Below are 20024 nucleotides of genomic sequence, written 5' to 3' on the forward strand. Positions count from 1 at the left end.
GATGTACTGGAACGATCACATGGGTGCCTGGGGCTGGTTCGCGATGTCCCTGACGACGTTGGTCGTCTGGGCGCTGATCGTCGCCGCCGGCGTCGTCCTGGTCCGCACCCTCCGACACGACGGTGCGGCCGGACCGGCGGCACCGGCTCCGCGTGCCGACTCCGCCGGGGAGGCCGAGCCGCTCCTCGCGGAGCGGTACGCCAGGGGTGAGATCGACGACGAGGAGTACGAGCGGCGGCTCGCCGTCCTGCGTGGCCATGCCCGGGGCTCCACGGCCCCTTGAGACGAAGACAGCGGGGAACGCACTGCCCGCCCCCGCTCGACCCGAGGTGCCCACGATGACGAGCCGTCCGGTCGGAAGGACCCCTGGTACGCCGCCCGCGGCCCCGCCGCTGCGGCGGGCGGAGGAGCTCGGGGCGGACGAGGCGCTGGAGTTGCTCGGCACCGTCGAAGTGGGCCGCATCGTCTTCACGCGCAACGCGTTGCCCGCGGTACGCCCGGTGAACCACGTCCTCGACGCCGGGGACATCGTCGTCCGCGTTCAGGACGACTCGACTCTGGCCGCCCTCCTCACGGTCCAGGCCGGTACGGGCGTGGTCGTCGCCTACGAAGCCGACGCCATCGACCCCGGTGACCGCCTGGGATGGAGCGTGGTCGCCACCGGCTACGCCATCGCCGTGACCGACCCCCACGAGATCGAGCGCTACGCACACCTTCTGCGACCCTGGGTGCAGGGGGCCGCGTCCGGAGCCATCCGGATCAGCCCCGGCCTCGTCACCGGGTTCCGGCTGAGGCCGGGCGACCCGTAGCGGCCGGCACGGGGGCACGGCGCCCCCGGCCTGCGCCGGTGGGCAGGTGCGAAGGTGAGGCGGGCGGCAGTGACGGACGAGGAAGACCTGGCCGCGGCGCAGCGCGCGCACTGGGACGCCACCTATACCGCCCACCCGGGCATGTACGGACAACGGCCCTCCCGGCCCGCCGTCCACGCGATGGAGGTGTTCCGGGCGGCCGGTGCGAGGGACGTTCTGGAGCTGGGCGCCGGGCACGGCCGCGACGCACTGTACTTCGCGCGCGGCGGATGCGCCGTCCGGGCCACCGACGTCAGCGCCACCGGACTGGAGCAGCTGCGGCGGGCGGCCCGGGAGCAGGGTCTGGAAGGGCGGGTGACGGCCGCCGTCCAGGACGTACGCGAACCCCTGGCGCTCCCCTCCCGCTCGGTGGACGCCGTCTTCGCCCACATGCTGCTGTGCATGGCCCTGTCCACCGGGGAGATCCGCGCCCTGGTGGACGAGGTCCGCCGCGTGCTGCGGCCGGGCGGCACCTTCGTCTACACCGTGCGGCACACGGGCGACGCGCACTACGGCACCGGGATCGCGCACGGCGACGACATCCACGAGCACGGCGGCTTCGCCGTCCATTTCTTCTCCCGGCGCCTGGTCGACGCCCTGGCCGAAGGCTGGATCCTCGACGAGGTGCACGCCTTCGAGGAGGGGGAACTGCCACGGCGGCTGTGGCGCGTCACGCAGTCCGTGCCCCGGTGAATGTCCGTGGTCGAATCGCAGGACCTGTGGTGGGGAGAGATCCGCGTTAAGGAATCGTAAGTATTTCGCCGGATCCGAGCATTGATGCGCAGGCTGCGTACGCTGGCCGAGCCGTCACGTCGATGGCTGATTTCAAGCCGTACGACAGGAGCACCACGATGGCCACCCCTGCCCGCACGTCACGCCTGCGCGCGTGGCTGCTGGAAGGCTTGACCGACCGCCCCAAACAGCAGGCGCACGCCGAGCACGAAGGCCGCCCGTGGTGGCGCGTGATGTGCCTGACGGGTCTGGACTACTTCTCGACCCTCGGTTACCAGCCCGGCATCGCGGCACTCGCCGCCGGCCTGCTGTCGCCGGTGGCGACGATCGTGCTGGTGCTGCTCACCCTTTTCGGCGCGCTGCCCGTCTACCGGCGGGTGGCGGAGGAGAGCCCGCACGGCGAGGGCTCGATCGCGATGCTGGAGCGGCTGCTGTCGTTCTGGAAGGGCAAGCTGTTCGTCCTGACCCTGCTCGGGTTCGCGGCGACCGACTTCCTCATCACCATCACCCTGTCGGCGGCCGACGCGACCGCGCACCTGGTGGAGAACCCGCACCTGACCAGCACGCTGCAGGGCCACGAGGTGCTGCTCACCCTGATCATGGTCGCGCTCCTCGGCGCGGTGTTCCTCAAGGGGTTCAGCGAGGCGATCGGCGTGGCCGTGGCGCTGGTGGCCTCCTACCTCGCCCTGAACGTCGTCGTCATCACGGTGGGCATCTGGCAGGTGCTCTCCGAGCCGCACGTCATCACGGACTGGACCGCCGCGCTCACCGCCGAGCACGGCAACCCGTTCATGATGATCGCCATCGCGCTGGTCGTGTTCCCGAAGCTGGCCCTCGGCATGTCCGGGTTCGAGACGGGCGTGGCGGTCATGCCGCACGTCCAGGGCGAGGCGGACGACACGTCCGAGAAGCCCGCCGGCCGGATCCGGGGCACCAAGAAGCTCCTCACCACGGCCGCCGTGATCATGAGCGTCTTCCTGATCACCTCCAGCTTCATCACGACGCTGCTGATCCCGGCCGCGGAGTTCAAGCCGGGCGGGGAGGCCAACGGCCGTGCCCTCGCCTACCTCGCCCACGAATACATCGGGTCCGGGTTCGGCACTGTCTACGACATCTCGACCATCCTGATCCTGTGGTTCGCGGGCGCCTCGGCGATGGCCGGGCTGTTGAACCTGATGCCGCGCTACCTGCCCCGTTACGGCATGGCCCCGCACTGGGCGCGCGCTCTGCGCCCGATGGTCATCGTGTTCACCCTGATCGCGTTCCTGGTGACCTGGATCTTCAACGCCGACGTCGACGCGCAGGGCGGCGCCTACGCCACCGGCGTCCTGGTCCTGATCACCTCGGCCGCCGTCGCGGTGACCATCGCCGCCCGCAAGGCCGGCGAGCGCGGCTGGACCGTCGCCTTCGGCCTCATCTCCGCGGTCCTCGTCTACACGACCGGCGTCAACGTGGCGGAGCGCCCCGACGGTGTGAAGATCGGTGCCTGTTTCATCGCGGGCATCATGGCCCTCTCGCTCCTATCCCGCCTCGCCCGTGTCTTCGAGCTGCGTGTCACGCACATCGAGTTCGACGACATGGCGCAGCGGTTCATCCGCGACACCTCCAACCGCACGATCCGCTTCATCGCCAACGAGCCCGACAAGCGGGACCTGGAGGAGTACCGGCAGAAGAAGGCGCAGATCCGCGCGGACAACGACATCCCGTCCGAGGACGACGTCATGTTCGTCGAGGTCACCGTCCTGGACGCGTCCGAGTTCGAATCCGGCATGCGGGTGCGCGGCGAGGTCCTGCACGACCGCTACCGCGTCCTGACCCTGGAGAGCTCCAGCATCCCCAACGCCCTCGCCGCGCTCCTCCTCCACGTCCGGGACGAGACCGGCCAGCGTCCGCACATCTACTTCGAGTGGACCGAGGGCAACCCGATGGCCAACTTCTTCCGCTTCTTCCTCTTCGGGCAGGGCGAGGTCGCCCCGGTCACCCGCGAGGTCATCCGCGAGGCCGAACCCGACCGCTCCCGCCGCCCGCACGTCCACGCCGGCTGACGGGGCGCCTCGGCCGGGGCCGTCCGACGGATCACGGCCGAGGCCGACCCCGATCCGCCGGACAGGCCCTAGGCTGGGTCCGCCGGGCGCCTGTGGCAGGGAGGTACGGGGATGGGCGACACCACGACCGGACGTACCGGCCCCTCAGGACCCACGAGTCCCACGAGACCCACCAGCCCCATCCGCCCCGACCCCGGGTTGTACGGACCGTCGTCCGTCACCTGGCAGTGCCACGGCGACCCCGTCATGTGGATCGCCGGCGTCCGCGCCCTCTACCTCCAGGCGCTGCACCCGCGCGCCGTCCGCGGGGTCATGGAGAACTCCGACTTCAGACGAGACGCCTGGGGCCGGCTCCTGCGCACCGCGGACTTCGTCGGCACCCTCACCTACGGCACCACCGAGGCCGCCGAGCGCGCGGGCGCCAGCGTCCGCGCGATCCACCGCAAGCTGTCCGCCACCGACCCGGGCACCGGCGAGCGGTTCCCGGTCGACGACCCCGAGCTGCTGCTCTGGATCCACTGCGCGCAGATCGACAGCTTCCTCCACGTGCTGCGCCGCTCCGGCGTCCGCCTCACCCCCGGCCAGGCCGATCGGTACGTCGACGAGAACAGGGTGAACGCCCGGCTCGTCGGCCTCGATCCGGCCGGTGTCCCGGCCGACACCGCCGCCCTCGCCGCGTACTTCGAGCACGTCCGCCCCGGGCTCGCCGCCGGCCCCGACGCCCAGGCCGTGTACGACTTCCTCCAGGGCCCGCCGGTCCCTCCCCTCCTCGGACCTGGCCGAAACCTGCTGTGGCGCCCGATCGCCACCCTCGCGTACGGTTCCCTCCCCGACTGGGCGCACCACCTGTACGGGCGACCCGCACCAGCCCCGCGCACGGTAACCCGGCGCCTGCGCCTCACGGGTCGCGTGCTGCGCGGCATTCCCGCAGGTCTACGCTGGAAGCTGCCGCCAGGTCACATCTTGAAAGCGATGCGTCGCATGGGCCCCGGGAGCCGCCCCTCGACGCACGGGCTGCGCGCGGCAGCCTCCATACTGGACGGGCCGGGGAGGGCATCGCACGACGACGGGGGCGGCTTTAAGACATGGCGGAGTCCAGACTGATCCAGGGTCGGTACCGGTCGCTCGACCTGATCGGGCGCGGCGGCATGGGCGAGGTATGGCGCGCCCGGGACGAATCCCTGGGCCGGCAGGTCGCCGTGAAGTGCCTCAAGCCGATCGGGGCCGACCAGGACGCCCACTTCACCCAGGTGCTGCGCGAACGGTTCCGGCGCGAGGCGCGCGTGGCCGCCTCCCTCCAGCACCGGGGGGTCACCGTCGTCCACGACTTCGGCGACGACAGTGCCTCGGGCGGCTGCCTCTACCTGGTGATGGAGCTCCTGGAAGGCCGCAACCTCAGCCAGCTCCTGGACGAGAACGAGACCCGCCCGCTCCCCGTGGACGTGGTCGTCGACATCGCGGAGCAGATGGCCGCCGCCCTCGGCTACACCCACGACCAGGGCGTCGTCCACCGTGACCTGAAGCCCGCCAACATCATGCGGCTCACCGACGGCACGGTGAAGATCTGCGACTTCGGCATCGCCCGCCTCGCCCACGACATCGGCTTCACCGCCAAGCTCACCGGCGGGGGCATGGCCATGGGCACCCCCCACTACATGTCGCCGGAGCAGATCGCGGGCGGCGAGGTCGACCACCGCAGCGACCTCTACTCCCTGGGCTGCGTCCTGTACGAGATCGCCACCGGAGCCCCGCCCTTCGACCTCGGCGACTCCTGGTCCGTGCTGGTCGGCCACCGCGACAACGCGCCCGTGCCGCTGCGGCAGCACCGCCCCGAGCTGCCGGTCTACTTCGAGGAACTCGTCCTCGAGCTCCTGGCCAAGCGCCCCGAGGACCGGCCGGGCGACGCCATCCACCTGCACCGCCGGCTGGTCGAGGCACGCCTCGGTCCCGGCGGGGTGCCCGGTGCACTGGCACCGCTGCCGGCGTGGGCCCGCGGGATGACCGCCGGGCGCAAGGCCGGGATCGACGCCCGCCCCGCGAGCGGCGAATGGGCCGTGCTCACCGGCTCCTGGACGGCCGCGCGCCCCAGCGGCGAACAGTCGGCGGTACGCTCCGGCGCCGGACAGCCCGTACTGCGCACCACCCTGCCGGGCGGCCGGCACCCCTCCCTCCGCCGCCCCGAGCCCGCCGAAGACCCGCGCCTGACCGTGGCGTACGGCGTCGCGCGCATCCCGGGCCAGCGCGAGACCGACCCCGACGCGCTCACGGCCGGGCACACCCGCGCCTTCGCGCTCAGTCGCGCGGGCCACCCCGAGGAGGCCCTCGCCGCGTACACGGCCGTGGCCGAGGGTCGCGCCCGCGCGCTCGGCGCGGACCACCCCGACACGCTCGCCGCGCGCCAGGAGACGGCGTACGAACTGGGCCGGCTCGGCCGCCACCAGGAGGCCCACGACACCTACCGCGCGGTGATCGTCGCCCGCGAGCGGACCGTGGGACCGCGCCACCCCGACACCCTGCGCTGCCGTCACAACCTGGCCTGCGAGCTGGGAGCCCTGGGCCGGTTCGCGGACGCCCACGCCACCGCCGCCCTGGCCGCCGCCGACCGCGCGGCCGTCCTGGGCGCAGAGCACCCCGACACCCTGCTGACCCGCTACGAGGTGGCGTACGCGCTGGGCCGCCTGGAGCGCTGGAAGGAGGCCCTGGCGGGCTTCAGCGAGGTCGCCGCCGTCCGGGAACAGGTCCTCGGCCGCGACCACCCCGACACCCTGGCCGCGCGCTACGAGGTCGGCATCGCGCTCGGCCGCACCGGGAACAGCGCCCAGGCCCTCGACCTGTTCCGCGGCCTGGTCCGCGACCGCACCCGCGCCTACGGCGCCACCGACCCCGAGACCCTGCGCGCCCGGCACGTCCTCGGCGTCAACCTGGGCCGGCTGGAGCGCTGGGAGGAAGCGGTGGCCGAGGCCCGGCAGGTGGGGACCGTACGGGCGAAGGTGCTCGGCGCCGAACACCCCGACACCCTGGTCAGCCGCCGCGAACTCGCCGTCGGCCTCGGCCGGCTGGGCCGCTGGGAGGAAGCGCTGCCCATCTACCGCGAGCTCTCGGGCATCCGCGAGAGGTCCCTGGGCGACGAGCACCCCGACACGGCGCTCGCCCACGCCGACGAGGCGTACTGTCTGGAGCGGCTCGGCCAGGTGTGCTACCAAGAGCCATGACGACCTTCGGGCGGGACGTATACGACGACGTGATCGTGGGCGGCGGACACAACGGCCTGGTGGCCGCCGCGTACCTGGCCAGGGCGGGCCGCGCGGTCCTCGTCCTGGAACGGCTCGGGAACACCGGCGGGGCGGCCATCTCCAGCCGCCCCTTCGCCGAGGTCGACGCCCGCCTCTCGCGCTACTCCTACCTCGTCTCCCTGCTCCCGCCGAAGATCGTGCGCGATCTGGGCCTGCGGTTCGAGGTCCGCCGCCGCACCGTGTCCTCGTACACGCCCGTCGAACGCGGCGGCCGGCCCGGCGGACTCCTCGTCGGCGGCGACGAGCAGCGCACCCGGGAGTCCTTCGCGCGGCTGACCGGCTCGGAACGGGAGTACGAGAGCTGGCGCGCGTTCTACGGGACCACCGGGCACGTGGCCCGCGCGGTGTTCCCGACCCTCACCGAACCCCTGCCCACCCGCGCGGAGCTGCGCTCCCGCATCGACGACGAGGCCGCCTGGCGCATGCTCTTCGAGGAGCCGCTGGGCCGGGCGGTGGAGGCGAACTTCGACGACGACCTGGTGCGCGGGGTCGTCCTCACGGACGGACTCATCGGCACCTTCGCCGACGCGCACGACCCCTCGCTCGCCCAGAACCGGTGCTTCCTCTACCACGTCATCGGCGGCGGGACGGGGGACTGGGACGTGCCCGTGGGTGGGATGGGCGCCCTGACGGACTCCCTCGCCGCCGCCGCGCGGGCCGCCGGCGCGGAGATCGCCACCGGGCACGAGGTGCTGCGGATCGACACGGACGGGACCTCACCGGCGGAGGTGGTGTTCCGTACGGCCACGGGCGAGGGGCGGATCGTCGCCCGCACGGTGCTGGTGAACGCCTCGCCCCGGGCGCTGGCCGAACTCCTCGGCGAGGCACCGCGGGACCCGGCCCCGGAAGGCGCCCAGCTCAAGGTCAACATGCTGCTGCGCAGGCTGCCCCGGCTGCGGGACACCACCGTGGACCCGCGCGAGGCCTTCGGCGGCACCTTCCACATCGCGGAGGGCTACGGAGAGCTGGCCCGGGCGTACGCGGAGGCGGCGTCCGGCGAACTGCCGTCCGTACCGCCCTCGGAGATCTACTGCCACTCGCTGACCGACCCCACGATCCTGGGGCCGGAACTGGTGGAGCAGGGCTACCAGACGCTCACCCTCTTCGGACTGCACACCCCGGCCCGCTTGTTCGGACACGACAACCGGCAGGCGCGCGAGGTGCTGCTCGCCGCCACCCTCGCGCAGCTCGACACCCACCTGGCCGAACCCCTCACCGACTGCCTCGCCTTCGACGGCGACGGCCGCCCGTGCATCGAGGCGAAGACCCCGCTCGACCTGGAGCGCGAACTGCGCCTGCCCGGCGGCCACATCTTCCACCGCGACCTGTCCTGGCCGTACGCCGACAGCGATGCCGGCGGCGGCCGGTGGGGGGTGGAGACCGCCCACCGCAACGTCCTGCTGTGCGGCGCGGGGGCGGTCCGAGGGGGCGGCGTCAGCGGGGTCCCGGGCCACAACGCGGCGATGGCCGTGCTGGGGCACTGACCCCGCCGGCTCCTACCGGACGGGCTCGATCACGACGATCGGGATCTCGCGGTCCGTCTTGGCCTGGTACTCGTCGTACGAGGGCCAGTGACGCAGCATCAGGGGCCAGTACGCGGCGCGTTCCGCGGCCGTGGCGGTGCGGGCCGTGCCCTGGAGGATCCGGGGGCCGACCTGGATGCGGACCTCGGGGTGCTCGGTCAGGTTCAGGTACCACAGGGGGTGCGCGGGGTCGCCGCCCTTGGAGGCGACGACGAGGTAACGGCCTTCGTCCTCGCCGTAGATGAGGGGCGTGCGCACCGGATTGCCGGAAACCCTGCCCACGGTCGTGAGCAGCAGGGTCTGCGTGCCGTTCCAGTACTGGCCCTCGGTCCCCTTCGAGTCCACGTACAGCTTGACGTGGTCGAGCTGCCAGCTGCCCGGCTTGGGGTCGGTCGGGTGGTCCCAGTCGATGTCGGTCGTCACGGTATTCAGCCTGCCTTCGTGCGTTGAAGGGTCAACGAACCTCGACAACGAATGCCAACGCCGCGGGACACGCGGTTTATGCCGGGCACGCGGGGCGCGCAGGGGCGTCAGGGGAGCTTGAAGCCGTCGACGATCCCGTCCATGGCGCGGTTCGTGACGAAGGGCGGGGTGGCGCGGACCGCGAGGTCGCGCGCGGCGACCGCGAGCGGGTGGGTGAGGGCGGCGACCCTGCCCATGCGGCGGGCCCGGACGCGGATGGCGTCGGTGCGGGCGCAACGGGCCGCGCTGTAGGCGGCGAGTGCGGCCGGTACGTCGCGGGAGTCCTCGGCGTCGCCCAGCAGATGGGCGAGCACGGCGGCGTCCTCGACGGCCTGGCAGCCGCCCTGGCCGAGGTTGGGGGTCATGGCGTGGGCGGCGTCGCCGAGCCAGGCGAGGCGGCCGTGGTGGAAGCGGGGGAGCGGGGCGGCCAGGTCGTAGAGGTCGTGCTGGAGCACGGCGGCCGGGTCGATCCGTTCCAGCAGCGCGGGGATCGGGTCGTGCCAGGCGCCGAAGCGGCGCAGGAGTTCGGCGTGGACGTCGGCCGGGCGGTACCCCTCGGGGGCGACGGCGGTGGCGTAGACGTAGACGCGCCCGTCGGCGAGCGGAACGGTGCCGAAGCGCTCCCCGCGGCCCCAGGTCTCGGCCGTGTCGACGCCGACACCGCCCGGGGTGGCGGGCGCCGGCAGGACGGCGCGCCAGGCGGTCTCCCCGCTGTAGTGCAGTCCCGGGTGGTCCGGGAAGTACTGGCGGCGCAGCGGGCTGTGGATGCCGTCGGCGGCGAGGACGAGGTCGGCTTCGAGGTCGCCCGCGGAGGTACGGGCCACCGGGCGGCCGGCCGCGTGGTCCACGGCGGTGACGGCGGTGGCGTACCGGATCGTGCCGTCGGGGAGCGCGGCGGCCAGGGCGTCGGCGAGGGCCGAGCGGTGCAGGGCGAGCGGCGGCCGGCCGTAGCGCGCGGTGAGCGCGGCGGTGTCGGCGCGGGTCAGCCAGATTCCGTCCGAGCGCCGCAGGCCCATCGCGGCGGGGACCGTGAGGCCCCCGGCGCGGGTGGCGTCGAACCCGATGGTGTCGAAGGCGCGCAGTGCGTTGGGGGCGAGCACGATCCCGGCGCCGACGGCGGTCGGCCCGGGCGCCCGCTCGCACACGGTGACGCTCCAGCCGCGCCGGTGCAGGGCCAGCGCCGCGGTGAGCCCCCCGATCCCCGCACCCGCCACGACCGCATGACGCCGGAGTACCGACATGTCGAGCCCTCCCCATCTCCCTCGATCCTCTACATCCGTAGAGGCGCATGCCCGCACTCTACAGCTGTAGAGTGCGGGCATGTCAACGGAGCGCAGAACCCTGATCGCCGACACCGCGATCGACCTCGTGGCCGCCGCCGGTCTGCGGGGGCTCACCCACCGGGCGGTCGACGGCGCGGCGGGGCTGCCGGCGGGCAGCACCTCGTACTACTTCCGTACGAGGACGGCCCTGATCGGGGCCTGCTACCAGCGGCTGGCGGAGCTGGACCTGGCCGACCTCGGGGAGGACGGCCGGGCCGCCCCTGTCTCCGCCCTGTCCGGCCGGGACGTGGCCGCGGCGGCGCTCGGCGGGCTGCTGCTGCGCTGGCTGACCGTGGGGCGCGAACGCCAGCTGGCCCGTTTCGAGCTCAGTCTGGAGGCCGCCCGCAACCCCGAGCTGGAGGCCGACCTCCATCGTGCGGGCCAGGGGGCCCGGTCCCAGGCGGCCGCGATGCTCGCCGCCCTGGGGGCCGACCGCCCCCGGGAGGCCGCCGAGCTGCTCGCGGCCTGGACGGACGGACTCCTCTACGACCGCCTCGCGGGCGCCCTCGCCCGCTCCCGCCCGGCCCCGGATCCGGCCGAACTGACCACCGTGGCCCGCCGCATGATCGACGCGGTATTGGCGCCCCGGGTGGACTGACGCGCCATCGGCAGGCCGCTCAGGGGTGTGGGCGCAGCCCGTCGAAGACCACGGTGAAGATCCGTTCCCTCGGGGCCGGTTCGGGCCCGAGCTGTTCCAATGCCCTTCCCGTCCCCGCCAGAAGCGCGATGAACTCCGGCAGGCCCAGCTCCGGGCGGACCGCCCCCGCCCGTTGCGCCCCGGACAGCAGATCGGCGAGCCGGGCCTGGATCTCCGCGGTCGGCCCTTGCAGGGCCGCGTGTGCGTCCACCCCGGCGGCGGCGAGCGCGCGGGTGAACTCGCTCTTGCCTGTGGACTCCTCCACCACGAGGCGGAAGCACGCGAAGAAGGCCTCGGCGGGTCCGGTATCGGCGGCCAGCCGCGCCGTGCGGGCTCCCATCTCCTCCAGTCTGCGCACCATCACGGCCTCCAGGAGCGCCTCCTTGGTCGGGAAGTGCCGGAAGAGCGTGCCCACTCCGACCCCGGCGGCGCGGGCGATCTCCTCGGTCGGCACCCCGACGCCGCGGGTGGTGAACACCTCCGTGGCGGTGTCGAGCAGCTTGGCCCTGTTGCGGGCCGCGTCCGCCCGCAGCGGGCGCTCCTGTGCGCCACCCATGCGTCTCCCACCCTTCGTCGCCGACGACGGCATCACCCTGGACAACCGGAGTCCCCAGTCCGTATCGTCGAAACGGAGTCGCCAGTCCGATTCTAGTCGCGGATCTCACCGGAGGTTGGGCATGTCCGAAACGCTGTCACCACGCGAGGTCTTCCGGAAGCTGATCGAGAACATCGGCGCGGGCCGGTACGAGGAACTGGCCGCGCTCTACGCCGAGGACGCCGTGGTGGAGACCGTCTTCGAACCGGTCGGTCCGCGCCGGGTCGAGGGGCGGGCCGCACTCGAGGAGCGGTTCGCCCAGGTCGCCGCGGATTCGCCGGTGGAGCTGACCCCGGTGAACGTGGTCGTCCGGGAGACCGACGACCCGGAGGTGGTCGTCGCCGAGTTCGACTACCGGGTGCACCACCGGGTGACCGGCCGGACCTTCGAGGCCGCCAACATCCAGGTGCTGCGCGTCCGTGACGGCCTGATCGTCGGCAGCCGGGACTACCACGACCACCTCGCCCTCATCGTGGCCGGCGGGAACCTGCCCCAACTGGTGGCGGCGCTGGACGGCGCCTGATCGCCCCTCCGCCTGATTGTCCGGTCGTCCGGTGGTCCGGTCGTCCAGGGCCTGTCCGGACGATCACGCTGTGGTGACGTGCCAAGGCTTCTGTCTCAGGCCATCAGTAGGGTTCGCAGACATGGGAGCGAGTAGATGGTCGTACTTCACGCCTTTCCGGCACAGTGAGCAGGATGCGCTGGACGATCTTCGCGAGACGGTCTTCGCCGAAGACTCCGCGTACTACCGGGAAGCAGGCATCGATGCGCCGGCAGCCCTGGTGGCGAGCGCCTGGTTGGAGGAGGAGCCGGCGCATTCGGTGCTGGACGTCGAGCGCGTGGTCCGCTGCGAGGAACACATGGAGGAGCCTGGCGACGTAAGGGTGGTCGAAGCGGCTGAAGCCGTCGAACTGTTCGGGACGACGCGGCCCGGGCGGGATGTGGTCGAGCAGGGCCTGAAACGGGCCGGAGACGGCTGGTTTCCTCCGTTCGACCGCGGCTCCGGTTGCTGCACGGTTGTTTACGACCCCGAGGGCCACCCGGCGGAACTGTGCTTTTGGGGCTTCACCGGAGACTGATGCGGGCCCCACGGCCGGAGATACCGGCCACACTTCTCGGGTCGACCATGTGCGAAGCCGGATGGCGAGGGCCGGGGCGGTCACGGGGCCGGGGAAGACGTGGCCGCGCTCGCCGACCGTTGGGAACGGCCGCAGCCGTTCCCACTCGGCATCGCTCAAATCACCCCGCACCATGCCCGCATCGACGACTCGGGCTCGGAGCGGTCGCATGCTCGCGCGGACAAGTCCTAGTCGGCGGACCGGGTCCAGCCGATCGCCACGAGGCGGGCGGCGTCGGACGGGCGGTCCTCCGCGAAGAGGAGTCGGGACGGTTCGGCGACGCGGATGACGTCCACGTAGATGCCGCGTCCCACGTAGCGGCCGGTCGCGGTGTGACGCAGGCGCAGCCGGACCTCGCGGCCCGCCCAGGCGGCCGTGAGGGGGGCTTCGAGGCGGTGCCAGATGCGGCCGGACCAGCCGGTCGCGGAGCCGCGGGGCCACTCCTCGGGCGCGCCGCCGGTGGTGCGCAGCGTGGTGAAGGGGAGCGGCTCCCAGTGCTCCCCGTCGGGCGAGGCCTCCAGGTGGAGGGCGCCCTCGCCCGGCACGGTGTCCCACCACACGGCGCAGCGCAGCCGGGCCGCCGCGGTGGCCGGGGTGAGCGGGGGCAGGTTGAGCGTGCCCGAGGCGCCCGGCTGGATCCCGGAGAACCAGGCCGCGCCGCCGTGCTTCGTGCGGACCGGGACGGCGCGGGCGAAGCGGTTGCCCACGGCGACCCGCGGCGCGCTGCCGGCCCGCCAGGTGCGGACGGGGTGGACCGAGTTGCCGAGCAGGATCAGGAAGGAGTCGGTGGAGGGATCCAGGACGAGTGAGGTCCCGGTGAAGCCGGTGTGTCCGGCGGAGTGGGGAGTGGCCATCGCGCCCATGTACCAGTGCTGGTAGAGCTCGAAGCCGAGCCCGTGGTCGTCGCCGGGGAAGGCGGTGTTGTAGTCGGTGAAGAGCAGCTCGACGGAGGCCGGGGAGAGGATGCGCTTGCCCGCGTAGGCCCCGCCGTCGAGCAGGGTCCGGGCGAGGACGGCCAGGTCCCAGGCGGTCCCGAAGACCCCCGCGTGGCCCGCGACTCCGCCGAGCGCGTGGGCGTTCTCGTCGTGCACCTCGCCCCAGACCAGCCCGCGGTCCAGGCCGGACCAGGGCGGCCGCTGCACCTCGGTGGCGGCGGTGATCCGGCGCCAGGAGAGCGGCGGGTTGTAACGAGTGCGGTGCATCCCGAGCGGAGCGGTGATCTCGTCGTGGAGCAGGACATCCAAGGTGCGGCCGGTGATCCGCTCCAGGAGCAGCTGGAGGGAGATCAGGTTCAGGTCGGAGTAGCGGTACACGGATCCGGGGGTCTCCTGCGGCACGACCGACCAGAGGAGTCGCAGTTGCCCCTCGCGGCTGGACTCCCGGTAGAAGGGAGCCCAGGACCGCAACCCCGAGGTGTGGGTGAGCAACTGGCGGACCGTGATCAGTTCCTTGCCGCCCCCCGTGAACTCCGGCAGGTACTGCCGCACCGGGGCCTCCAGCGCCAGGTGCCCCCGCTCCATCTGCTGCACGGCCAGGATCGAGGTGAACAGCTTCGTCAGCGAAGCGAGGTCGAACACCGTGTCCTCGGCCATCGCGATCCGCTCGGCCGCCGGGAACTCCCGCACGCGGTCGGTGCGTCCGTCGTAGTCCGCGTACCGCACGGCGTCGCCCATCGCGCGGTGCAGGGCGATGGTGCGGCCCCGCCCCGCGAGGACCACGGCCCCGGCGTAATAGGGGTGCTCGGGGGAGGGGCCGAGGAACCGGCGCGCCTCCTCGGCCACGCCTTCGAGGTGACGCTCCACCAGACCGGCCTGGCGCGCGGAGCCGTACCGCAGGCGGAGCCCCTGGAGCGCGCGGCGTTCGGCCGGGTTGCCGGACGCGGCCGCGCCGGGGCCTCCCGGCAGGGCGGCGTGGAGCACCAGTACGCCGCCGAGTGCGAGGAGGCGGGCGCCGAGCCTGCGGCGGCTCAGCCCGTGCCCGTCGGCGGTGGCCGCGCCGTCGGCCCTTTTCTCGGTGCCCGCGGCGGCCCCCGTTGTCGCTGCCATGTACGGCCCTCCTGTCCTCTGCTCTTCTGTCCGAGCCTGCCTGCGGCGCCGTCTCCCGGGGCTCCGCCCCGGACCCCGCGCCTCAAACGCCGGCGAGGCTGCATGTGCCCCCGCCGTCCCCGAGGCCGACGAGGTGTATGTGCCCCCGCCGTCCTCAGGGCCGGCGAGGCTGTATGTGCCCCGTCGTCCCCGGGGTCGACGAGGTGTATGTGCCCCGTCGTCCCCGAGGCCGGCGAGGCTGTATGTGCCCCGTCGTCCCCGAGGCCGGCGAGGCTGTATGTGCCCCGTCGTCCCCGAGGCCGACGAGGTGTATGTGCCCCCGCCTTCCCCAGGGTCGACGAGGTGTGCGTGTCCCCGTCGTCTCAAACGCCGGCGGGGGCGTGCAGGTACCGCCACCTCCCTGGCCGGTTCGGCCGAGTGCGCCCGTGCCTCGGAGCGGTGCGGCCGGTGCGCCGCCGCTGCGCCGGCGCGCGGCCCGGTCCGTACGCGCCCAGGGCCCCGGCCGGGCCCCGAGTCACGCCGAGCTCGCCGCAGGCGACTCGCACGCCAGTGGGTATGTGCCCGCCCAGTGGCCGGGCTCCGCACCGACGGGCCCGTAAAGAATCTGACACTGCATCAGAAAATCTCTTCCCTCGATGGCCGGGCTGCGGCATCCTGCCGCCCATGGAGACGGAGCTGAGCAAGAAACTGGGAGTCGAGCACGCCATCTTCGGCTTCACGCCCTTCCCGGCGGTCGCCGCCGCCATCACCCGCGCGGGTGGGTTCGGCGTGCTCGGAGCGGTCCGCTACACCGCTCCCGACGACCTCAAGCGCGACCTCGACTGGATGCAGGAACACACCGACGGCAAGCCCTACGGCCTCGACGTCGTCATGCCCGCCAAGAAGGCCGTCGACGGCGTCAGCGAAGCCGACATCGAGGCGATGATCCCGGCCGCGCACCGCGCCTTCGTCCGCGACACCCTCGCCAAACACCACGTGCCCGAGCTCCCCGAGGGCGAGGCCTCCGGCTGGCGGATCACCGGATGGATGGAACAGGTCGCCCGGGGCCAGCTCGACGTCGCCTTCGACTACCCCATCAAACTCCTGGCGAACGCGCTCGGTTCCCCGCCCGCCGACGTCATCGCCCGCGCCCACGACCACGGGGTCCTCGTCGCCGCCCTCGCCGGCAGCGCCAAGCACGCCCGCCGCCACGCCGAAGCCGGCATCGACATCGTCGTCGCCCAGGGCTACGAGGCCGGCGGCCACACCGGCGACATCGCCACCATGGTCCTCGTTCCCGAGATCGCCGAAGCCGTCGCCCCGCTCCCGGTCCTCGCCGCCGGCGGCATCGGCAGCGGCGAGCAGATCGCCGCCGGACTCGCCCTCGGAGCCCAGGGAGCCTGGCTCGGCTCCCTCTGGCTCACCACCACCGAGGCCGACCTGCACTCCCGGGCCCTCACCGAGAAGCTGCTCGCCGCCGGCTCCGGCGACACCGTCCGCTCCCGCGCCCTCACCGGCAAGCCCGCCCGCCAGCTGCGCACCGAGTGGACCGACGCCTGGGACGACCCGCAGGGCCCGGGCGCCCTCCCCATGCCGCTCCAGGGGCTGCTCGTCGCCGAAGCCGTCTCCCGGATCCAGAAGTACGAGGTGCAGCCGCTGCTCGGCACCCCCGTCGGCCAGATCGTCGGCCGGATGAACGAAGAGCGCAGCGTCCAGGCCGTCTTCGACGACCTCACCAGTGGCTTCGAGCGAGCCATAGACCGCATCAACCGCATCGCAGGCCGAGTCCGAGAGGCGTGATCAGCGTGACCGACCAGCCCCCCAACGGCTTCTGGGCCCAGGCCGCCGCAGACCCCGGGCGGACCGTACTCGTCAGCCCCGAGGGCGAGGAATGGACCGCCGCCCGGCTGCACGCCGACGTCAACCGGCTCGTCCACGGCCTGCGCGAAGCCGGACTGGAGCAGGGCGACGTCTTCGCGGTCGTGCTGCCCAACGGCGTCGAGTTCCTCACCGCCTACCTCGCCGCCGCCCAGGCCGGCTTCTACCTCGTCCCCGTCAACCACCACCTCGTCGGCCCCGAGATCGCCTGGATCGTCTCCGACTCCGGCGCCAAGGTCCTCGTCGCCCACGAGCGTTTCGCCGACGCGGCCACCGCCGCGGCCGACGAGGCCGGCCTGCCCGCGAGCCACCGCTACGCCGTCGGAGCCGTCCCGGGCTTCCGCCCGTACGCGGAGCTCCTCGATGGACAGCCCGCCACGCCCCCCGCGGACCGCACCCTCGGCTGGGTCATGAACTACACCTCCGGCACCACCGGCCGGCCCCGCGGGATCCGCCGCCCGCTGCCCGGAAAGCTCCCCGAGGAGACCTACCTCGGCGGTTTCCTCGGCATCTTCGGCATCCGCCCCTTCGACGGCAACGTCCACCTGGTCTGCTCGCCGCTCTACCACACGGCGGTGCTCCAGTTCGCGGGCGCGGCCCTGCACATCGGGCACCCGCTGGTCCTCATGGACAAGTGGACCCCCGAGGAGATGCTGCGCCTGATCGACCGGCGGGCCTGCACCCACACCCACATGGTCCCGACCCAGTTCCACCGGCTCCTCGCGCTCCCGCAGGCCACGAAGGACGCGTACGACGTCTCCTCGATGCGGCACGCCATCCACGGCGCCGCGCCCTGCCCCGACCACGTCAAGCGGGCCATGATCGACTGGTGGGGCACCTGCGTGGAGGAGTACTACGCCGCGAGCGAGGGCGGCGGCGCATTCGCCACCGCCGAGGACTGGCTGAAGAAGCCCGGAACCGTCGGCAAGGCCTGGCCGATCAGCGAACTCGCCATCTTCGACGACGACGGCAACCGGCTGCCCCCCGGCGAACTGGGCACCGTCTACATGCAGATGAAGACCGGCGGCTTCAGCTACCACAAGGACGAGGGCAAGACGAAGAAGAACCGCATCGGCGACTTCTTCACCGTCGGCGACCTCGGGCTGATGGACGAGGAGGGCTACCTCTTCCTCCGCGACCGCAAGATCGACATGATCATCTCCGGCGGGGTCAACATCTACCCGGCCGAGATCGAGTCGGCCCTGCTCACCCACCCGGCGGTCGCGGACGCAGCCGCCTTCGGCATCCCGCACGCCGACTGGGGCGAGGAGGTCAAGGCCGTCATCGAACCGGCCGAGGGCTTCGAGGCGGGCGACGCGCTGGCCGCGGAGATCCTGCGGCACTGCGAGCGGCAGCTCGCCGGCTACAAGCGCCCCAAGACCGTCGACTTCATCGGGACGATGCCGCGCGACCCCAACGGCAAGCTGTACAAGCGGCGGCTGCGCGACCCGTACTGGGAGGGTCACGACCGGGCCATGTGAGACGGCCCCGCCTCACCAGTGGGTGAAGTCGTGCACCGAGGCGCAGTACGGGTCCTGCGTCTCGGTGCGGGTCCACCCCAGCTCGTCGCGCACGAGGGAGTCCAGTGCGGCCATCAGCCCGGTGTGGCCGCCCCTGACCCGGCCGTCGCGGTCGCGGAGCGATACGTCCAGGCCGACCCGCGCGCCCCCGTCCTCGGGGTCCGCGTACAGGCGCACCGTGTCCGCGTCGAGCTGCAGGAAGCCGCCGAGCCGCAACCCCTCCTCCGGGCCCCGGTCGAACGGTCGGAACATCGACACCGCGGAGTGGAGCGCGTCGCCGAGGTCGTACGAGGGCTCCGAGGAGAAGCGGAGCGCAGCGTCGCGGGCGTCGACCACGAGGATGCCCAGGCCGTCCCGTACGGAGCCCGGCCCGTCGGCGGGGGTGGGCCGGACGGCCAGGGTCCGCAGCAGCGCGACGAGAGCGCTCCACGGGATGTTGCCCCCGGCCGGGTGCACCAGCGGCAGGTCGTACGCCACCGAGCCGGCCGGGTCCGCACCGTCCCACAGCACGACCCGGGTGGTGTCCGACCGCCCCGGCGGGGCCAGTACGCCCCGCACCGGCCGTCCGTCGCTGCCGCCCGGGGGCCGTGAGACGTGGCGCAGCATCGCCCAGAGCACGATGCGGTGGAGGTCGTCCAGATCCTCCTCCGTGTACTCGGTGCACGCGGAGTACGAGGAGCGCGCGCTGCACCCGGCGGTTCCGGTGCACTCGTCGCACCCGGTGCACGCGGGATCGGGCTCCTCGGAGGTCATGGCTCAGTCTGGGGCGGGCCAGGGGCCGGCCGGCTCCGCCACGCCCGGGGAACGCGTGAGAAGGGACACGTCAGGGCCCCGGAAGGGCGCCTTGCGCCGCAGCGAGGGGATGGTTCTGGCAAGTTGGCGTATATGAGTACGGCAACCCGCAAATCACCCCTGACCGACTGGACCGTCCTGGTCCCCGTGGTGGCGCTCGTCGCCCTCGTCTTCAGCTGGGGACGCGAGCTGCCCTCGTTCGGGGTGGCCCTGGTCGCGCTCTGCCTGGCGGGCGCGGTGCTGGCGGCCGTCCATCACGCCGAGGTCGTGGCCCACCGCGTCGGTGAACCCTTCGGATCCCTCGTCCTCGCCGTCGCCGTCACGGTCATCGAAGTGGCCCTGATCGTCACCCTGATGGTCGACGGCGGTGACAAGACGGCCTCGCTCGCCCGGGACACGGTCTTCGCCGCCGTCATGATCACCTGCAACGGCATCGTCGGCCTGTCCCTCTTCGTGGGCGCCCTGCGCAATCGGGTCGCCGTCTTCAACGCCGAGGGCTCCGGCGCGGCCCTCGCCACCGTCGCGACCCTCGCCACACTCAGCCTGGTGCTGCCGACCTTCACGACCAGCAAGCCCGGACCGGAGTTCTCCACGGCCCAGTTGACCTTCGCGGCCGTCGCCTCGCTCGCCCTGTACGGACTGTTCATCGGCGTCCAGACCATTCGCCACCGGTCCTACTTCCTGCCCGTGGAACCCGCGAGCCCGAACGGCGCGGCGGACGGGGGAGGCGACGACGAGGCCGAGCGGCCCACGCCCCGCGCCGCCCTGATCAGCGTCGGCCTGCTGCTCGTCGCGCTCGTCGCGGTGGTCGGCGACGCCAAATCCGTCTCCCCGACCATCGAGAAGGGCGTCGCCGAAGCCGGCCTGCCGAACGCCGTCGTCGGTGTGATCATCGCCCTGCTCGTGCTGCTGCCCGAGACCCTGGCCGCGGTCCGGGCCGCGCGCCGCGACCGCGTCCAGACCAGCCTCAACCTGGCCTACGGATCCTCCATCGCCAGCATCGGGCTGACCATCCCCGCCATCGCGCTGGCCTCGGTGTGGCTCTCGGGCCCGCTCCTGCTGGGCCTCGGACCGACCCACATGGTGCTGCTCGCCCTCACCGTCGTGGTCAGCGCCCTCACCATCGCCCCGGGCCGCGCCACCCTGCTCCAGGGCGGGGTCCACCTCGTGCTGCTGGCCGCGTACCTGTTCCTGGCCGTGAGCCCTTAGACACCACGGCCGGGCAGCGGACGGCG

At 72.9% G+C, this 20024-nt stretch carries 18 protein-coding genes; 13 read left to right on the top strand and 5 right to left on the bottom strand.

All coding sequences use genetic code 11. The features are described from left to right. Window position 1 precedes the first annotated feature (1 nt). The 7 genes from ACIQ5Y_RS35350 (at window position 2) to ACIQ5Y_RS35380 (ending at window position 8402) form a co-directional block, all read left to right on the top strand. The gene (locus tag ACIQ5Y_RS35350) at window positions 2–283 is read left to right on the top strand and encodes an SHOCT domain-containing protein (protein ID WP_403890121.1); all 282 of its coding nucleotides are present in this window, start codon (window positions 2–4) and stop codon (window positions 281–283) included. Between the two features lie 55 nt (window positions 284–338). Next, the gene (locus ACIQ5Y_RS35355; protein WP_403890124.1) at window positions 339–809 is read left to right on the top strand and encodes a pyridoxamine 5'-phosphate oxidase family protein; all 471 of its coding nucleotides are present in this window, start codon (window positions 339–341) and stop codon (window positions 807–809) included. A 69-nt stretch (window positions 810–878) separates the two neighbouring features. After that, window positions 879–1541: a class I SAM-dependent methyltransferase gene (locus ACIQ5Y_RS35360; RefSeq protein ID WP_403890127.1), complete on the top strand. Its 663-nt coding sequence runs from the start codon at window positions 879–881 to the stop codon at window positions 1539–1541. Between the two features lie 158 nt (window positions 1542–1699). Further along, on the top strand, window positions 1700–3625 hold the full coding sequence (locus ACIQ5Y_RS35365) for an amino acid transporter (RefSeq protein ID WP_403890130.1): 1926 nt from the start codon (window positions 1700–1702) through the stop codon (window positions 3623–3625). Between the two features lie 111 nt (window positions 3626–3736). Beyond that, the gene (locus ACIQ5Y_RS35370) at window positions 3737–4729 is read left to right on the top strand and encodes an oxygenase MpaB family protein (protein ID WP_403890133.1); all 993 of its coding nucleotides are present in this window, start codon (window positions 3737–3739) and stop codon (window positions 4727–4729) included. Next, window positions 4711–6837, top strand: coding sequence for a tetratricopeptide repeat protein (locus tag ACIQ5Y_RS35375; protein ID WP_403890135.1), 2127 nt, complete (start codon window positions 4711–4713; stop codon window positions 6835–6837). Before ACIQ5Y_RS35370 ends, ACIQ5Y_RS35375 begins: the two co-directional genes overlap by 19 nt. Continuing rightward, complete coding sequence (locus tag ACIQ5Y_RS35380) at window positions 6834–8402, top strand: phytoene desaturase family protein (protein WP_403890138.1); 1569 nt, start codon at window positions 6834–6836, stop codon at window positions 8400–8402. The genes ACIQ5Y_RS35375 and ACIQ5Y_RS35380 overlap by 4 nt, the downstream gene beginning before the upstream one ends. A 12-nt stretch (window positions 8403–8414) precedes the next feature. Here the strand turns inward: ACIQ5Y_RS35380 and ACIQ5Y_RS35385 are convergent, their stop codons facing one another. Further along, window positions 8415–8864, bottom strand: a complete 450-nt coding sequence (locus ACIQ5Y_RS35385) for a nitroreductase family deazaflavin-dependent oxidoreductase (protein ID WP_403890140.1) — start codon at window positions 8862–8864, stop codon at window positions 8415–8417. A 107-nt stretch (window positions 8865–8971) separates the two neighbouring features. Next, on the bottom strand, window positions 8972–10144 hold the full coding sequence (locus tag ACIQ5Y_RS35390) for an FAD-dependent monooxygenase (RefSeq protein ID WP_403890144.1): 1173 nt from the start codon (window positions 10142–10144) through the stop codon (window positions 8972–8974). Window positions 10145–10223: 79 nt separating this feature from the next. Between ACIQ5Y_RS35390 and ACIQ5Y_RS35395 the strand changes: the two genes are divergently transcribed. Continuing rightward, complete coding sequence (locus ACIQ5Y_RS35395; RefSeq protein ID WP_403890146.1) at window positions 10224–10823, top strand: TetR/AcrR family transcriptional regulator; 600 nt, start codon at window positions 10224–10226, stop codon at window positions 10821–10823. A gap of 19 nt (window positions 10824–10842) precedes the next feature. Here the strand turns inward: ACIQ5Y_RS35395 and ACIQ5Y_RS35400 are convergent, their stop codons facing one another. Continuing rightward, complete coding sequence (locus tag ACIQ5Y_RS35400; protein ID WP_403890149.1) at window positions 10843–11418, bottom strand: TetR/AcrR family transcriptional regulator; 576 nt, start codon at window positions 11416–11418, stop codon at window positions 10843–10845. Window positions 11419–11539: 121 nt separating this feature from the next. Between ACIQ5Y_RS35400 and ACIQ5Y_RS35405 the strand changes: the two genes are divergently transcribed. Together ACIQ5Y_RS35405 and ACIQ5Y_RS35410 are read left to right on the top strand one after the other, a co-directional pair. Continuing rightward, a complete protein-coding gene (locus ACIQ5Y_RS35405; protein WP_403890151.1) occupies window positions 11540–11980 on the top strand; it encodes a nuclear transport factor 2 family protein in 441 nt (146 codons plus the stop codon). A 121-nt stretch (window positions 11981–12101) separates the two neighbouring features. Further along, window positions 12102–12536 carry a hypothetical protein gene (locus tag ACIQ5Y_RS35410; protein ID WP_403890153.1) on the top strand — a complete coding sequence of 145 codons (435 nt, stop codon included), beginning with the start codon at window positions 12102–12104 and terminating at the stop codon, window positions 12534–12536. Window positions 12537–12763: 227 nt separating this feature from the next. Here ACIQ5Y_RS35410 and ACIQ5Y_RS35415 read toward each other — a convergent pair whose 3' ends face one another. Continuing rightward, window positions 12764–14620: a serine hydrolase gene (locus ACIQ5Y_RS35415; protein WP_403890156.1), complete on the bottom strand. Its 1857-nt coding sequence runs from the start codon at window positions 14618–14620 to the stop codon at window positions 12764–12766. Window positions 14621–15283: 663 nt separating this feature from the next. Between ACIQ5Y_RS35415 and ACIQ5Y_RS35420 the strand changes: the two genes are divergently transcribed. Then, a complete protein-coding gene (locus ACIQ5Y_RS35420) occupies window positions 15284–16399 on the top strand; it encodes an NAD(P)H-dependent flavin oxidoreductase (protein WP_403890158.1) in 1116 nt (371 codons plus the stop codon). Between the two features lie 5 nt (window positions 16400–16404). Beyond that, on the top strand, window positions 16405–17958 hold the full coding sequence (locus tag ACIQ5Y_RS35425; RefSeq protein WP_403890161.1) for an acyl-CoA synthetase: 1554 nt from the start codon (window positions 16405–16407) through the stop codon (window positions 17956–17958). A 12-nt stretch (window positions 17959–17970) separates the two neighbouring features. Here ACIQ5Y_RS35425 and ACIQ5Y_RS35430 read toward each other — a convergent pair whose 3' ends face one another. Continuing rightward, window positions 17971–18750, bottom strand: coding sequence for a hypothetical protein (locus ACIQ5Y_RS35430; RefSeq protein ID WP_403890165.1), 780 nt, complete (start codon window positions 18748–18750; stop codon window positions 17971–17973). A gap of 132 nt (window positions 18751–18882) precedes the next feature. Here ACIQ5Y_RS35430 and ACIQ5Y_RS35435 point away from each other — a divergent pair, with 132 nt between their 5' ends. Next, window positions 18883–19998, top strand: coding sequence for a calcium:proton antiporter (locus ACIQ5Y_RS35435; protein ID WP_403890168.1), 1116 nt, complete (start codon window positions 18883–18885; stop codon window positions 19996–19998). The last annotated feature ends 26 nt before the right edge of the window (window positions 19999–20024 follow it).

The organism is Streptomyces sp. NPDC096339, assembly GCF_044762985.1.
Classification (GTDB): Bacteria; Actinomycetota; Actinomycetes; order Streptomycetales; family Streptomycetaceae; genus Streptomyces.

Excerpts from the sequence above, each read along its gene's own strand:
- ACIQ5Y_RS35405 (WP_403890151.1), top strand. The coding sequence starts at position 11,540 with ATGTCCGAAACGCTGTCACCACGCGAGGTCTTCCGGAAGCTGATCGAG.
- ACIQ5Y_RS35435 (WP_403890168.1), top strand. The coding sequence starts at position 18,883 with ATGAGTACGGCAACCCGCAAATCACCCCTGACCGACTGGACCGTCCTG.
- ACIQ5Y_RS35375 (WP_403890135.1), top strand. The coding sequence starts at position 4,711 with ATGGCGGAGTCCAGACTGATCCAGGGTCGGTACCGGTCGCTCGACCTG.
- ACIQ5Y_RS35410 (WP_403890153.1), top strand. The coding sequence starts at position 12,102 with ATGGGAGCGAGTAGATGGTCGTACTTCACGCCTTTCCGGCACAGTGAG.
- ACIQ5Y_RS35355 (WP_403890124.1), top strand. The coding sequence starts at position 339 with ATGACGAGCCGTCCGGTCGGAAGGACCCCTGGTACGCCGCCCGCGGCC.
- ACIQ5Y_RS35365 (WP_403890130.1), top strand. The coding sequence starts at position 1,700 with ATGGCCACCCCTGCCCGCACGTCACGCCTGCGCGCGTGGCTGCTGGAA.
- ACIQ5Y_RS35350 (WP_403890121.1), top strand. The coding sequence starts at position 2 with ATGTACTGGAACGATCACATGGGTGCCTGGGGCTGGTTCGCGATGTCC.
- ACIQ5Y_RS35430 (WP_403890165.1), bottom strand. The coding sequence starts at position 18,750 with ATGACCTCCGAGGAGCCCGATCCCGCGTGCACCGGGTGCGACGAGTGC.
- ACIQ5Y_RS35390 (WP_403890144.1), bottom strand. The coding sequence starts at position 10,144 with ATGTCGGTACTCCGGCGTCATGCGGTCGTGGCGGGTGCGGGGATCGGG.
- ACIQ5Y_RS35395 (WP_403890146.1), top strand. The coding sequence starts at position 10,224 with ATGTCAACGGAGCGCAGAACCCTGATCGCCGACACCGCGATCGACCTC.
- ACIQ5Y_RS35400 (WP_403890149.1), bottom strand. The coding sequence starts at position 11,418 with ATGGGTGGCGCACAGGAGCGCCCGCTGCGGGCGGACGCGGCCCGCAAC.
- ACIQ5Y_RS35370 (WP_403890133.1), top strand. The coding sequence starts at position 3,737 with ATGGGCGACACCACGACCGGACGTACCGGCCCCTCAGGACCCACGAGT.
- ACIQ5Y_RS35415 (WP_403890156.1), bottom strand. The coding sequence starts at position 14,620 with ATGGCAGCGACAACGGGGGCCGCCGCGGGCACCGAGAAAAGGGCCGAC.
- ACIQ5Y_RS35420 (WP_403890158.1), top strand. The coding sequence starts at position 15,284 with ATGGAGACGGAGCTGAGCAAGAAACTGGGAGTCGAGCACGCCATCTTC.
- ACIQ5Y_RS35380 (WP_403890138.1), top strand. The coding sequence starts at position 6,834 with ATGACGACCTTCGGGCGGGACGTATACGACGACGTGATCGTGGGCGGC.